Origin of the sequence: Halobacterium sp. DL1 (assembly GCA_000230955.3) — an archaeon.
Taxonomy (GTDB): Archaea; Halobacteriota; Halobacteria; order Halobacteriales; family Halobacteriaceae; genus Halobacterium.
In genome coordinates this window covers 2583453-2597524 of record CP007060.1, presented here as the reverse complement: position 1 = coordinate 2597524, position 14072 = coordinate 2583453, and the positions used below count along the sequence as shown (strand labels likewise).

Annotated in this window: 17 protein-coding genes; 11 read left to right on the top strand and 6 right to left on the bottom strand. The window is 67.9% G+C overall.

All coding sequences use genetic code 11. The features are described from left to right. The first annotated feature begins 262 nt into the window (after nt 1-262). From HALDL1_15530 to HALDL1_15520, 3 genes are read left to right on the top strand one after another with little or no spacing between them, the layout of a single operon-like run. Nucleotides 263-673: a hypothetical protein gene (locus tag HALDL1_15530; protein ID AHG05407.1), complete on the top strand. Its 411-nt coding sequence runs from the start codon at nt 263-265 to the stop codon at nt 671-673. Then, nucleotides 670-1338 (top strand): bacterio-opsin activator, encoded by a 669-nt coding sequence (locus HALDL1_15525; protein ID AHG04844.1) that lies wholly within the window; start codon nt 670-672, stop codon nt 1336-1338. Before HALDL1_15530 ends, HALDL1_15525 begins: the two co-directional genes overlap by 4 nt. A gap of 57 nt (nt 1339-1395) precedes the next feature. After that, nucleotides 1396-1668 (top strand): hypothetical protein, encoded by a 273-nt coding sequence (locus tag HALDL1_15520; protein AHG04843.1) that lies wholly within the window; start codon nt 1396-1398, stop codon nt 1666-1668. 4 nt (nt 1669-1672) lie between these two features. On the opposite strand, the gene HALDL1_15515 is transcribed toward HALDL1_15520, so the two are convergent. Next, on the bottom strand, nt 1673-3121 hold the full coding sequence (locus HALDL1_15515; GenBank protein ID AHG04842.1) for an arginine:ornithine antiporter: 1449 nt from the start codon (nt 3119-3121) through the stop codon (nt 1673-1675). Nucleotides 3122-3263: 142 nt separating this feature from the next. Here HALDL1_15515 and HALDL1_15510 point away from each other — a divergent pair, with 142 nt between their 5' ends. Continuing rightward, the gene (locus HALDL1_15510) at nt 3264-4190 is read left to right on the top strand and encodes a branched-chain amino acid aminotransferase (GenBank protein ID AHG04841.1); all 927 of its coding nucleotides are present in this window, start codon (nt 3264-3266) and stop codon (nt 4188-4190) included. 90 nt (nt 4191-4280) lie between these two features. Here the strand turns inward: HALDL1_15510 and HALDL1_15505 are convergent, their stop codons facing one another. Beyond that, nucleotides 4281-4880, bottom strand: a complete 600-nt coding sequence (locus tag HALDL1_15505) for a hypothetical protein (protein AHG04840.1) — start codon at nt 4878-4880, stop codon at nt 4281-4283. A gap of 50 nt (nt 4881-4930) precedes the next feature. After that, nucleotides 4931-5770: a proline dehydrogenase gene (locus tag HALDL1_15500; protein ID AHG04839.1), complete on the bottom strand. Its 840-nt coding sequence runs from the start codon at nt 5768-5770 to the stop codon at nt 4931-4933. Nucleotides 5771-5856: 86 nt separating this feature from the next. On the opposite strand from HALDL1_15500, the gene HALDL1_15495 reads away from it, so the two are divergent. Both HALDL1_15495 and HALDL1_15490 read left to right on the top strand, forming a co-directional pair. After that, the gene (locus HALDL1_15495; GenBank protein AHG04838.1) at nt 5857-6402 is read left to right on the top strand and encodes a hypothetical protein; all 546 of its coding nucleotides are present in this window, start codon (nt 5857-5859) and stop codon (nt 6400-6402) included. Between the two features lie 248 nt (nt 6403-6650). After that, a complete protein-coding gene (locus HALDL1_15490; GenBank protein AHG05406.1) occupies nt 6651-7037 on the top strand; it encodes a hypothetical protein in 387 nt (128 codons plus the stop codon). A 64-nt stretch (nt 7038-7101) separates the two neighbouring features. Here HALDL1_15490 and HALDL1_15485 read toward each other — a convergent pair whose 3' ends face one another. Beyond that, on the bottom strand, nt 7102-7575 hold the full coding sequence (locus HALDL1_15485; protein ID AHG04837.1) for a GNAT family acetyltransferase: 474 nt from the start codon (nt 7573-7575) through the stop codon (nt 7102-7104). 118 nt (nt 7576-7693) lie between these two features. Here HALDL1_15485 and HALDL1_15480 point away from each other — a divergent pair, with 118 nt between their 5' ends. The 4 genes from HALDL1_15480 to HALDL1_15465 all read left to right on the top strand — a co-directional run bounded on the left by HALDL1_15480 (nt 7694) and on the right by HALDL1_15465 (nt 10933). Next, nucleotides 7694-8218: an orotate phosphoribosyltransferase gene (locus HALDL1_15480; GenBank protein AHG04836.1), complete on the top strand. Its 525-nt coding sequence runs from the start codon at nt 7694-7696 to the stop codon at nt 8216-8218. Between the two features lie 121 nt (nt 8219-8339). Then, nucleotides 8340-9053, top strand: a complete 714-nt coding sequence (locus HALDL1_15475; GenBank protein AHG04835.1) for an adenine phosphoribosyltransferase — start codon at nt 8340-8342, stop codon at nt 9051-9053. A gap of 141 nt (nt 9054-9194) precedes the next feature. Next, complete coding sequence (locus tag HALDL1_15470; GenBank protein ID AHG04834.1) at nt 9195-10631, top strand: uracil permease; 1437 nt, start codon at nt 9195-9197, stop codon at nt 10629-10631. A 56-nt stretch (nt 10632-10687) separates the two neighbouring features. Next, nucleotides 10688-10933 carry a glutaredoxin gene (locus HALDL1_15465; GenBank protein ID AHG04833.1) on the top strand — a complete coding sequence of 82 codons (246 nt, stop codon included), beginning with the start codon at nt 10688-10690 and terminating at the stop codon, nt 10931-10933. A gap of 121 nt (nt 10934-11054) precedes the next feature. Here the strand turns inward: HALDL1_15465 and HALDL1_15460 are convergent, their stop codons facing one another. Both HALDL1_15460 and HALDL1_15455 read right to left on the bottom strand, forming a co-directional pair. Further along, nucleotides 11055-11315, bottom strand: a complete 261-nt coding sequence (locus HALDL1_15460; protein ID AHG04832.1) for a hypothetical protein — start codon at nt 11313-11315, stop codon at nt 11055-11057. A 364-nt stretch (nt 11316-11679) separates the two neighbouring features. After that, nucleotides 11680-12642, bottom strand: coding sequence for a hypothetical protein (locus HALDL1_15455; protein AHG04831.1), 963 nt, complete (start codon nt 12640-12642; stop codon nt 11680-11682). 140 nt (nt 12643-12782) lie between these two features. Between HALDL1_15455 and HALDL1_15450 the strand changes: the two genes are divergently transcribed. Further along, the gene (locus HALDL1_15450) at nt 12783-14045 is read left to right on the top strand and encodes a tRNA(Ile2) 2-agmatinylcytidine synthetase (GenBank protein ID AHG04830.1); all 1263 of its coding nucleotides are present in this window, start codon (nt 12783-12785) and stop codon (nt 14043-14045) included. Nucleotides 14046-14072: the final 27 nt, after the last annotated feature.

Genomic DNA, 14072 nt, shown 5'->3' with positions numbered 1-14072 from the left:
CCACTGGCCATTAGTTTCCCCTGTAGAACGCATACCTAATTAAGCCTCCGTGGACGGAAGTAACAGTCCGGGAACGCTGCAATCAATCCTGTCCACGTCGAAATCTACTGGTAACCAATCAGTACCACGTGGCTGTCAAATCACCGCCACGACGCCGAGGAGACGGCGAAACGGCAGCCTAATTGCTTATGGTCAATCCTTACCCGGGAACGACCCCTCTATCGATACACGAACTCACGGCTGGGTGCCGTGAACACCTACAATGAGCAAGGCACAACTGGAACACGGGCTGGAACGAGGGGATGACACCGAACTCACGGAGAGCGAACGTCACCGACTGCTGGCCAACGAGCGGCGGCAGGTCGTCCTCGACGTCCTCCCCGAGCAGACCGACGAACTGACCCTCGAGGAACTGACGACGGCGGTCCTCGAACGGGAACTCGCCGGCCCGGGCGAGGACTCGCCGGCCCGGGCGAGGACCCGCCGGCACGGAAGCAGGTGGCGGTGTCGCTCCACCACGTCCACCTCCCCGTGCTCGAAGACGTGGGCGTCCTCGACTACGACCCGGACAGCCATCGCGTTGCGGTCCAGTAGTCGGGCGCCGCCCGCTCGTCCACGACCGCTCGCCGAGACGGCCACCCGGACGGGGGCGTCGGCACAGCGCTCCCGATGAGCATCGTCGCGGAGTTCAGTCTCCCGCCCCGGGCGATACCCGGCGGGGAGACCCTCGAGTCCCTCCCAGAGGCGACGATCGAACTCGAACGACTGGTTCCGATGGGCGACGCCGCGCTCCCGTTCTTCTGGGTAGTCGACGCCGACCCGCAGCGGTTCCGCGAGCGGTTCCAGGCGGAGGAAGGGGTCGCAGCCGTCGAGATACTCACCGAGGTCGAGTCGGGCGCGCTGTTCCGCGCGGAGTGGGCGTCCGAGGCGGTGGTCGTCCAGGGGATGTCTGACCTGCGGGTGACCATCCTCGACGCCACCGGGACCGCCGACGGCTGGACGTTCCAGGTGCGGGGCGGGAGCCGCGACGATCTCGGCGCGTTCCGGCAGCTGCTCACCGACCAGGGCGTCGACGTCGAGATAGGCCGCATCTACGGCTTCGCGGAGCTCCTGGGCGACGACCGTCTGCTGACACCGGAGCAGCGCCGGACGCTGCTCCTCGCCTACCAGCGCGGCTACTTCGACGAACCCCGGCAAGTCACGCAGGCGGAACTCGGGGACCACTTCGGCATCAGCGGCCGGGCCGTCTCCAACCGGCTCCGTCGCGGGACCCGGAACCTCGTCACCAGTTCCCTGCTCGACCCGACGACGCGGGGCGATTCGAACGGCCCCACTTAAACTCCCTTCTCGAGGGAACCACTAGCTATTGGCAGGGTCCGTGCGTACTCTGCTATCATGTTGCAGGACGACTCGCAGCGCACGCCCCTCCAGACGTTCACGTGGGACGACGACGAGTCGGCGAGTGCGGCCGTCGTCCGGGCCGTGGCTGCCTACAGGGGCCGGGACCCGACGTCGATGGAGCCGCTGTACACGGCTGTCGAACCCGACGCGCTGGACGCGCTGTTCGACTCGCGCCCCGAACAGAACGCCTACATCGAGTTCTCCTTCGCTGGACTCCGCGTCCACCTCAGAGCCGACGGCAACGGGAAACTGTTCGCGGCGCCGTAGCGCGTCAGTCGTCGGCGGGCGCCGCGGGGTCGGCCTCCGCGCGAGTCTGGCTGTAGCCGTGGCCGGTCAGCGCCATCGCGAACAGCACGAGCGGTGAGAGGAACCCGAAGAAGTAGTAGAGCGCGAAGTCCCACGACGTCGCGAACGCGGGCCCGAGGACGCCCGCCATGTAGACGGCGCCGGCGTGCCACGGGAACAGCGGCCCGGTGGGCGTGCCGGCGGCCTCGACGGCCCGCGAGAGGTCACGCTCCTCGAGACCGTACTCCTCGTAGAGGTTCCGGAGGCTCATCCCCGGGACCACGATGCTCATGTACTGTTGGGCGGAGAACGCGTTGGTCACCATCGCGGAGACGCCGGTGCCCGCGACCAGCGACCCGGGCGACCAGACGGCGGCCGTGAGGTGGTGGGCGAGCGTAGCGAGGATGCCGGTGCGCTCGAGGATGCCGCCGAGGGCGAGCGCGGCGACGACGACGGCGATGGTCCAGGCGGACCCGGCGATGCCGCCCGTCGTCAGCAGGCCGTCGACGAGTTCGCTCCCCGTCGCGGGGCTGGTGCCGTTGAGGAAGACGTCCCACGCCTTCGTGAACGACGCGCCCTGTGCGACTATCGTCGTGAACGCGCCCGCGAAGACGCCGGCGACGAGGGAGGGCAGCGGCGGGTAGCCGCGGACCGCGAGGCCGAACGTGACGACTAGCGGCAGGAAGACGACGGCGCCGAGCGCGTAGGACTCCGCCAGCGGGCCGCTGATGGTGGCGACGTTCGCGCCCGCGTCGCTCACGACGAACACGCCGAGGACGGCGTAGGCGAGCACCGAGAGCCCGAAGGCGATGGCGGTGCCGGTCCGCATCGCGTTGATGTGGTCGTAGAGGTTCGTGTTGGTGACGGCGGCCGCGAGGTTGGTGGTGTCCGACAGCGGGCTCTGCTTGTCGCCGGCGTACGCGCCGGAGACGATGGCGCCCGCGGTCATCGCGGGGGAGACGCCGAGGCCGTTGCCGATGCCGATGAACGCGACGCCGAGGGTCCCCACGGTGGTCCACGAGGAGCCGATGGCGAACGCGACGACACCCGCGAGGACGGCGGTGACGGGCAGGAAGACGGTCGGCGACAGCGCGTCCAGTCCGTAGTACATCAGCCCGGGGATGGTGCCCGCGCTGGTCCACGTGGCGATGAGCCCGTAGATCACGAATAGGATGAGGATGGCCTGCAGGCCCATGCGGAGGCCGGCGGCCGCGGCGTCGTAGACGCCCTCCCAGTCGTAGCCGAGGCGGTAGCGGGCGAACAGTCCCGCGAAGACGATGCTCCACAGCAGCGGTGCGTGCGGCGCGAGCTCCAGGTAGCCCGAGCCGACGCCGAGGAAGACGACGACGGCGAGGACGGGCACGAGCGCCTCGCGCAGGCTCGGCCGGAGGGCCTCGTCGATGTCGTCGTAGGTGAGTGGCGTGAACTCGCTCATCGACGCGGCCTAATTCACTCCAGTAATTAAGGACGTTGGTTAGATTATCATCGGGCATTTCTGCCGCGTGTTGGAGAAACCAGCAAACGCCGCGGGGAGCGTCACTCGTGGTTTTATGATACGGCGAGCCGTTCCGGCGAGTATGAGCGGATTCGACGAGATGGACGTTGACACGATCTGGATGAACGGTGAGTTCGTGGACTGGGACGAGGCGAAAGTCCACGTCCTCACGCACGCCCTCCACTACGGCAGCGGCGTCTTCGAGGGCGTCCGCGCCTACGACACGGACAACGGCCCCGCCATCTTCCGCTGGGAGGAGCACCTCGAACGCCTCTACAACTCCTGCAAGCCCTACGACCTCGAAATCGAGTACACGCCCGAGGAGCTCACCGAGGCGGTGACCGAACTGCTCGACCGCCAGGACCTCGCGTCCTGTTACATCCGCCCGCTGGCCTACTACGGCTACGACACGCTGGGCGTCTCCCCGGGCGACTGCCCGACAGACGTCACCATCGCGGCGTGGCCGTGGGGCGCCTACCTCGGCGAGGACGCCCTCCAGAACGGCGTCGAGGTGATGGTCTCCTCGTGGCGCAAGCACTCCTCCAGCCAGATCCCGACGAACGCCAAGACCACCGGTCTCTACGTCAACTCCATGCTCGCTGGCGAGGAAGCCCGCCGCAACGGCTTCGTCGAGGCCATCGTCCTGAACAAGGAGGGCAACGTCGCGGAGGGTCCCGGCGAGAACCTCTTCCTCGTCCGGGACGGCGAACTGTACACGCCCGGCCTCTCCGAGAGCATCCTCGACGGCATCACCCGCGAGACGGTCATTACGCTGGCCGAGGAGCGCGGCTACACCGTCCACGACAACGTCTCCATCTCCCGGGGCGAACTCAACACCGCCGACGAACTGTTCTTCACCGGCAGCGCCGCCGAGGTCACCCCCATCCGCAAGGTCGACAACGTCGAGATCGGCGACGGCGGCCGCGGCCCCGTCACCGAGGAACTCCAGACTGCGTTCTTCGACCTCGTCGAAGCCGGCGAGCGCGAGGAGTGGTTCCACTACGTCTGAAACCGCCGACCGAACGCTGAACGACCCGACGACTCTCCTTCTGCGCTCGAACGAAGAACAGACACCGCCGACGGCCGACCGCCGGAATCGCTACTCGTCGTCCCCGACGAACTGCTCGACGCTCTGCTTCTTCTTCTCGTTCTCCCCGAAGCCCGCGCTCAACACGCGCGTCAGCGCGTCTTCGACGCTCTCGCCGGTCTCGACGATGTCGTCAGGGTCGACCTCGATGACGAAGCCCGTGGTGATGTTCGGGGAGGTCGGCATGAACACCACCTCGCGGCCGTCGTCTGTCGTCTTCCCGGTCTTGAACGCCGTCATCCGCATCCCCTGCCACGGCGAGATCTTCACGGGCTTCTGGAACTCGCCCGTACCGCCGGAGAGAACCGTCTCGACGGCCATCTTCGACGCGTTGTAGACGATGCGAAGAATCGGCAGCCGGTTCATCAGGTCGTCGATGATGCCCTCGACGATGCTCCCGACGGCCGTCCGCATCAGATAGCCCACCGAGAACACCAGCAAGACGAACACCAGCAGCGTCAGCCCCACCGCGGTCACCGGGTCGTCGATGGACGTCGCGATGCCAGCGAACCCCGCGATGATGCCGAACAGCCAGTAGATGACGTAGGCCGTGACCAGAATCGGCACGAGGACGACGAGACCGCTCGCGAAGTCCCGTTTCCAGGAGGTCATACCCGAACCCATAGAGGCAGGACGTAAAGTGATTGCGAGGTTGGGCGGCGCTACCGCCCGAGGACGGCGCGCAGGGCGAACAGCATGTTCTCCTTGCGCTCCATCGCGCGCCGGTAGAAGTACGAGAACCACTTGTCGCCGTACGGAACGTACTGCCAGACCTCGACACCCTCCGCCGACAGGTCGACCTGCGCGTCGTCGCGCACGCCCATCAGCATCTGGACCTCGTAGTCGGTGCCGTACTCGTCGTGGAGCTCCCGGGCCAGCGAGATCATCTCGGGGTCGTGGCTGCCCACCGCGACGCCGTCGTCGAACTCCCGGAACATGTACTCCAGGTAGCTGCGGTACGCCTCGTTGACGCGCTCTTTCTTCTTGTACGCGAGTGATTTCGGTTCGTCGTACGCGCCCTTCACGAGGCGCACCTTCCCGGGGAGGTCGGCGAGCCGTTCGAGGTCTTCCTCCGTGCGCTTGAGATTCGCCTGCACGCAGATGCCGACGTTCCCGCCGTACTCCGTCGTCTGCGCCTCGAAGGCGTCCAGCGTCGCGTCCGTCGTCTCGTGGTCCTCCATGTCGACCCACGTGAACACGTCGTGCTCGTCGGCCACTGAGACGATGTCCGCGAAGTTCTCGGCGAACACGTCGTCGCCGACGTCGAGGCCGATCTGCGAGGGTTTCACGGAGATACAGGCGTCCAGGTCGCTGCGCGAGATGTCCCGGGCGAGGTCCTCGTACGCTGCCGCGTCCTCGTCGGCCGGGGGGCGCTCTTCGTAGTGCTCGCCGAGCAGGTTGAGGATGGCCTTCACCCCCCGGTCGTTCAGGTCGTCGACGTGGTCGAGCGCTGCCGCGGGAGACTCTCCCGCGACGAACTGACTCGCGATGGGCGGTATCATACCAATGTCTGTGTCTCCCCCTCCCTTAAACGACCCGTCTGTTCGAAACCCCCGGGTTTTTGCGGCCGCCGCGTGCACCGGCGAGCATGGACCTCGCAGCCACCGTCGCCGTCGCGTTCTGGGCGATGCTCCCCGCCTACGTCCCGAACAACGTCGCGGTGCTCGCGGGCGGCGGCCGCCCCATCGACGGCGGCCGCACCTGGAACGGACGCCGCGTCCTCGGCGACGGGAAGACGTGGCGCGGCACGTTCGTGGGCATCCTCGCCGGCGTCGTGCTCGCCCTCGTACTCAATGCTCTCGAACCTGCTGCTGCCGACGGGCTCGGCGTCCCGATTCCCGTCTTCCCGCTCGCCGCGATGGTCGCGCTCCCGGCCGGCGCGATGCTCGGCGACATCCTCGCCTCCTTCGTCAAGCGCCGCACCGGCCGCGAGCGCGGCGCTGCCTTCCCGCTCGTCGACCAGCTAGACTTCGTCGTCGTCGCGCTCGCGCTCACCGCCGTCGCCGCCCCCGCCTGGTTCGGCGACACATTCACCCTCGAAGTCATCGCCGCCGTTCTCGTCCTCACCCCACTCCTCCACGTCGGCACCAACGTCGGCGCCTACCAGCTGGGTCTGAAAGACGAGCCCTGGTAAGCGACCTTTTGCTCTGCGGGCGCGGCTCCGCCGCGCCCGCAGAGCAAAAGCTCGGCCAAAAGCACTCCTCATTCGGTCCGCTTCGCGTCCCTCAGTCGTCGGCCGCTGCTCGCTCACTACGTTCGCTCGCAGCGTGAACCGCGACCCTCCCGGGCTCTTCGAGCCGCTCGGGTCGCGGATGCTTGCTTGGAGTGACGGGAGTTGACAAACACGAAAAACTTACCACGCTATTGTCGGTTCTCGAACCCGTGCAGAACCAGACAGGTGGGGTGAACAGGGGGACGACAGGCCTCGCGCTCGGGGCCGTGCTCTACGCGAGCGTCTGGCTGGCGGTGTTCGGACTGGGTTCGGGCTCCCCGGTTACGTTCTACGTGTGGGTCGCATCCGGGGGTCTCGCGATGGGTGGCCTGGCAGGCTTCGCCTTGGGGCGGGAGGGCTTGGTCACGCCCCTCTCGGTTGCCATCCTCGTTCTGCTGCTCGGACTGCTACCTACTGGTGGCGTCGACGGGGGAGCGTCCAGCCCCGGTATGTACTCGCTGGCGTTTCTCTTCGGGTGGCCGCTGTTCTTCGTCCTGGCCGGCCTGCTCGCTCTTCTCGAGCGGTCCGTCAGCGACTGGTCGCTGTCCCCGCTGTAGGTCGCGGCCGGCAGTTCGTCTGCTTCGACCTTGCCTGAACAGGGAAACCGCGTGAGCACCGCCCTCAGACTGGTTTCTCGTACACGTAGCCGTCGACGTCGAGCAGCTCGTCGTGGTGGTCGCCAACGCGCTCGTACCCCTTCGACTCGTAGAAGCCGATGGAGTCGTCGTTTTCGGCCATCACGACGAGGTCCACGGCGTCGTAGTTGGCATCCCGGGCGGCGTCCTCGACGCGAGCGAGCAGTCGGCTCCCGATTCCCGCTCCCTGGCGGTCGGGGTGGACGTACAGCGAGCCGAGCGTGTAGCCGTCGTCGGAGGGGACGCCGCTCGCGTAGCCGACCACCTCCCCGCCGCGTTCGGCGACGAACGTCACACTGTCGGCGTCGCGGTAGCGTTCTCGGAGGACTTCAGGTTCGTAGTGCTCCGCGAGGAACGCGTCGACCGCCTCAGTCCCGACGATGGGCCCGTGGGCGTCGTGCCACGCGGCCTCCGCGACGCCGTGGACCGCCTCCGCGTCCTCGGGTGTGGCTTCCCGCACCTGCATGAACGGTCGGTTCGGCGGCGCCCACCAAACCGGTTTCGCCGCCTGGCACCGCGCCCCACGACGGCGGCGGTGACCGGACACCTTTTACTGGACCGGCGCGCCGTCTCTGGCAATGGCGAACGACGACCTCATCGCGGCGCTGCGTGACGCAGACGCCGTGCAGTTCGGCGAGTTCGAACTCTCCCACGGCGGCACCTCGGAGTACTACGTGGACAAGTACCTCTTCGAGACGGACCCCGACTGCCTGCGCGCAATCGCGGAGGCGTTCGCGGAGCGAATCGACGCGGACACGAAACTCGGGGGCGTCGCCCTCGGCGGCGTACCCCTCGCCGCGGCCACGTCGGTGGTTGCGGACGTCCCGTACGTCATCGCGCGCAAGCAGGCCAAGGAGTACGGCACGGGCAACCGCATCGAGGGCCGCCTCGACGACGGCGAGGAGGTCGTCGTCGTGGAGGACATCGCGACGACCGGCCAGTCAGCCGTGGATGCCGTGGAGGCGCTCCGCAACGCCGGCGCAACGGTGAACCGGGCGTTGCTCGTCGTGGACCGCGAGGAGGGCGGCCGGGAACTGCTCGCCGACCACGGCGTGGAGATGGAGGCGCTGGTCACGGCGAGCGACCTGCTCGACTCGGCGTGACCAATCGCCCGGTCTGGGGTCGCCGCGGGACCCCGGTTGCCACCTGAAACAGCGCGTTCGTGGTTCCTTCCCGCCAGCAGCGTTTCGAGGTATTCAAGTTTGTGGAAACGTGCGTATCTGTATGAACCGAGCCGAGAAGGCGGCCCTGCAGTTGCAGGCCGTCGCGGTCCTGCGGACCCTGAAGGAGACGCGCACCTACGACGAACTCTCCGCGGAGACGGGGCTCCCCGCGGGCGACCTGAACCGCTACGTCAACGGTCACGTGCTCCCGAGCGCGGACCGGGCGCAGGCGGTCGTCGGCGACGCCGGCGCCGACCTGCTCCGTGAGGAACTGACCTCCCGCGTCCGCGTCGACGACGAGGGCTACGTGGACAACTCGGGGGTCGTCTTCGACCAGTCGTTCCTCGACCTGGCGGCACCGGTCACCGCCGAGACGTTCGACTTCGAGCGCCCCGACGTCGTGCTGACTGCCGCCACCGACGGCATCACCCTCGCCGCCGCGCTGGCCTCCTACTACGGCGCGGACTGCGCGTACGCCAAGAAGTCCAAGGAGACGGCCGTCGAGGAGTTCATCGAGGCCCGCCAGCGCCTCGATTCGGGCATCGAACTCACCTACTACCTGCCGGCGTCGGCCATCGGCGCGGGCGACACGGTGCTCGTCGTCGACGACCTCATCCGCTCGGGCGAGACCCAGGAACTCCTCCTCGACATCGCACACGCCGCCGACGCCGACGTCACCGGCGTGTTCACGCTCATCGCGGCCGGTCAGGAGGGCGTCGAACGCGCCCGCGAACTCACTGACGCACCGGTCGGCGCGCTCGCCCACCTCGACTGACACACCGCTCGGCCCCAGAATCGGCCGGTTCTGTGCACGTACGTGTCTATCATCGCTCCCCAGAACCTGTTTGAGTGCAAGAAGTACGAACGTGCATAACAACGCTTAATACTCTGGTATCGATGTGCTCGAACGTGCATCATGGGGCTCGCTGACTACTTCGAACTCGACGAACACGGCACCGACGTCAGCACCGAACTGGTCGCTGGCATCACCACGTTCCTGACGATGTCCTACATCGTCGTCGTCAACCCGGCCATCCTCTCGGCGGCGATCCAGATCGACGGCATCGGTCCGGAACGAACGTTCCAGATGATCGCTGTCGTCACGCTGCTCGCCGCTGCCACGGCGACGCTCGTGATGGCGTTCTACGCCAACCGGCCGTTCGCGCAGGCGCCCGGCCTCGGCCTCAACGCGTTCTTCGCGTTCACGGTCGTCCTCGGCCTCGGTATCCCGTGGCAGACCGCACTCGCCGCCGTCGTCGTGGAGGGCCTCGTCTTCATCGTGCTCACCGCCGTCGGCGCCCGCGAGTACATCATCCGGCTGTTCCCCGAACCCGTCAAACTCGCGGTCGGCGCGGGTATCGGACTGTTCCTCGCCATCATCGGCCTCCAGGAGATGCGGGTCATCGCCGGCTCCTCGGCCACCTTCGTCCAGTTCAGCCCGGTGTTCGCTAGCGACCCCGTCGCCGTCGTCAGCGTCGTCGGCCTGCTGCTGACGCTGGCACTGTACGCCCGCGGCGTCACCGGGAGCATCGTCATCGGCATCATCGCGACGAGCCTGCTCGGCTACGCCGCCAGCGCGCTCGACTACGCCGCCTACCCGGCCGAGCAGGCGATGGAGCTGTACGGGGCCACCCTGCAGTCTCCGGTCCCGCTCGCGCCCGACGTCCCCATCGCGTACAACGCCGCTAGCTACGACATCACGCCGCTGGCTGGCGCGTTCGTTCAGGGACTGCAGAACATCGAGGGCGTGTCGTTCGCGCTCATCGTCTTCACGTTCTTCTTCGTTGACTTCTTCGACACCGCCGGCACACTCACCGGCGTCGGGCAGGCCGCCGGCTTCCTCGACGAGGACGGCGACCTCCCCGACATCGACAAGCCGCTGATGGCCGACGCCATCGGCACCACCGTCGGCGGGATGCTCGGCACGTCCACCGTCACGACGTACATCGAGTCCGCCACCGGCGTCGAGGAGGGCGGCCGCACGGGTCTGACGGCGCTCGTCGTCGCCGTGCTGTTCATCCTGAGCTTGGCCGTCGTCCCGCTGGCCGTCGCCGTCCCGACGTACGCGAGCCACCTCGTGCTCGTCGTCGTCGGCATCATCATGCTCGCGAACGTCGCGGAGATCGCGTGGCAGGACGTCACGTTCGCGATTCCCGCCGCGCTCACCATCTTCGTCATGCCGTTCACGTTCTCCATCGCGTACGGCCTCGCGGCCGGCATCGTCTCCTACCCCGTCGTGAAGGGCGCCGTGGGTGAGTGGGACGACGTCCACCCCGGCCAGTGGGTGCTCGCCGGTCTGTTCGTCCTCTACTTCTACGTCCGGACCAGCGGCGTCCTCTCCGCCGCAGTGTAGCGGCCCGCTCCGCTCCGACCCCCGGATTCTTCAGTGAGACGCCACAACGAACGAGCATGACGCTCGAACTGTACGCACTCGACGGCTGCCCGTACTGCGCGAAGGTCGAGACGAAACTCGACGAACTCGGCCTGGACTACGAGAGACACGGCGTCGCGAGCTCGCACGCCGAACGCGACGAGGTGGAGGCGGTCAGCGGCCAGCGCGGCGTCCCCGTCCTCGTCGACACCGACAACGGCGTCGAGGGGATGAACGAGAGCGACGACATCGTCGAGTACCTCGAAGAGACCTACGGCTCGTAACGGTCTGGGCCGGATTTTTTGCCGTGTGGTGAGCGGAGAACAGCATCCGTAGACGACGCTTTCGAACAATTTCCTTTCCGGTGTCGCTGGCTCCCGGAGAACGAATCAGCAGTCTGGGCCGTCAGCCGTCGATGGGGTACACAGTGACGTGGCCACTCTGTCGGGCCACGACGGTACAGCCGTGGTAGTCGAAGGAGACTCGGAGGTCCTCGTCGTCCCCGTCCGACCGGAGGAAGGCGTTCAACGCCGTGGTGTCGACGGCGTCGTGGAGAACCTCGAGGTCGGTCTGTTTGACGCCCGTCGCGGCGGCGGTCGTTTCGACCACTCCGGTGGTCGGCTCTACGTCCGCCCAGTTGTACGTCCTGGTGACAGAATCGGAGATCGGAGACGCCGTTCCTGAGTTGTGTGCTTCGTCTGCGTGCTCTCTGACATTCGTACCCGACATCTACGCCCAGTACTGTGACGCTCTCCTAAATATAACTTTCGTGACCATTGTGCCGGCAGCTGGTAACAACGACGACGACACGTGGACGGGGAAGATGGACAACGTGGCGGCGCGTAGGGGGACGTTACCCACCCGCAGGCGGGTGATTCGACAGATTGACTGTCAGTTCGACGGTAGCACCACGTAGTCGTACTGCTCGGTATTAGTGGAGTGTCGATGTCGTGGGGGAGCCGTTGCTGCTTTCGTCTAAACGTTGTCCCTGTTCCTGGGAGAACGATATCGGCCCGGCGCGGGCGACCCCTCAGGCTTCCTGGGGGTCGCCGCGGTCCGCCAGCAGGTCCCGGAACTCCTCGGCGCCCTCGACGTCCTCGAGTTCCTCGCGCTCGACGATGGCGGTGCCATCGACGGACTTGCGGCTCGCCTCGTCGACGACGTACACCGCCCGCGTGTGCGTAATCTCGCCCAGCGAACTCATGATGCGGGCGCGCTTCACGGCGGCCTCCGTGAACGCGGAGTGGCCAGTGAGCAGTCGGTCCGCCCGCGAGAGGTCCTCGCCGACGGCCTTGAACGGCGCGCGGAGCGTCGGGTGGACCTCGAAGCCGACGCGCGCGAGCACGCTCAGCACGGGCACGTCCTCGGGCGCGGCCTCGGGGTCCTCCGGCGTCGGGTCGGCGTCCCGGACCTCCTCGGCGCCGTCCATCACGGAGACGGGTGCGGTGAGGTCGCCGCCGAACAGGTCCTCGAGTTCCATCGCTACCTCGATGCTGGCGTTCATCCCGTCCTCGTACTTCGAGACAGTGCGCCGGGAGACGCCGAGCTGGTTGGCGAGCTGGCCGAGGCTCAGGTCGTCGTCTTTGCGCCGGTCGGAGAGCACGTCGCCGTCGATGTTGACGTAGAGGCCGCCGGGCGCCGCGTAGATGAGCGGTGGGACGCCCTCCACGAAGAAGTCCATCGCGGTGTCCGGGCTGAGCACGGGGACGCCGTGCCGGAAGTAGACGACGCCGGGTTTCAGCTCCTCGTCGCGGGTGCGCAGGCCGATGACCATCGGCGTGGCCTGGAGGTAGCTCCCGATGCGGCGCATCTCGGCGCCCGTCTCGCCGTCGAAGGCGTCGATGTTGCCGAGGATTTTGACGAGCACCACGTCGTCGCCGCGGCGGGCCGCGATGTCGAAGCTCTTGGGTCGGGTCGCACAGCGCTCGCTCACCGTGAACCCCGCGTCCCCGAGCATCGCGGTGACGTTCTCGATGAGTGCCGACCGTGACATACGGTGAGGTAAGCCGGTGGCCACATATATGCGTTGTGCCGGGAAACCCCCGCTTCCACGCGTTTTCGGCCCACTATCCCCGAATCGGGGACCTGCCCGGACCGGAAACGCGAAACGTTCCCGGGGCGTACGCCGAGGGGATGACCGTCGTTGCGCTTGACGACACGGACTCCCGCGAGCGCGGGATGTGTACGACGTACGCCGCCCACCTCGTCGCCGAGCGACTGCGCGAGCGCGGCGCCACCGTCGAGCGCCTGCTGCTCGTCCGCCTCAACCCCGCGGTCGAGTACAAGACCCGCGGGAACGCGGCGCTCGCGGTCCACGTGGACGTCGACCCCGCCGTCGCCTTCGATGTCGCGACGGACGTGGTCGGGGCGAACGCCGAGACGGCGGACCCCCGCACGAACCCGGGCGTCGTCGTCGCCCACGAGCGAGACGCCCCCGACGCTGTCGCCGAGTTCGCCAGGCGGGCGATGCGCGAACACCTCGACCCCGGTGAGGCCCACTCGCTGGCGGCCGCCCACGGCTACCAGACTGCGGGCTGGGGCGACGGCCGCGGTGTCGTCGGGGCGCTCGCGGCGGTGGGCGCCTGGCCGGCCTTCGACGACTGGACGTACGAGCACATCGACTACCGCGAACCCGAGCGCTGGGGGACCGAGCGCCGCGTCGACGCCGACAGCGTCTTCACGGCCGCCGACGCCGCCTACCCGGACGCCTGGGACACCGTCGACCGCGGGGAGGGCGAGACCGTCTGTGTCCCGCACACGCCCGGCCCCATCCTCTACGGCATCCGCGGCGACGACCTGGAGACGGTCGCGTGGGTCGCCGACGAGATAGACAGTGAACCCGTCCACGCGAGCCAGCTGTTCGTGACGAACCAGGGCACCGACGCCCACCTCGCGGACGCCGACCTCGCAGACGTCAAGGACGGCCGCGCCTACCGCGTCGACGTGACTGTCGGGGGCGACCCCGAGACCCGCCGCGGCGGCCACGTCTTCGTGCCCGTCGAGGCCGACGGGGAGCGCGTGCAGTGTGCGGCCTTCGAACCCACGAAGCGCTTCCGCGACCGGGTGCGGGCGCTCCGATTGGGCGACTACCTCACGGTCTGCGGCGAGGTGAGCGACGGCACGTTCAAACTGGAGAAGTTCGCGGTCCGCGACCTCGTGACCACCGAGCGCGAGACGCCGACCTGCCCGACCTGCGGGAACCGGATGGAGAGCGCGGGCGCCGACCAGGGCTACCGCTGTCGCGACTGCGGCACCGACGCCCCCGGCAAGGTCCCCCGCCCACTCGACCGCGACCTCGCGGTCGGCTGGTACGAGGTACCGCCGTGCGCCCGCCGACACGTCGCCAGACCGCTCGTCCGCGGCGAGTGGGACGCGCCCGTCCACCCGGAGCGGTAATCCGGGGACGGCACTGCCACGACGCGC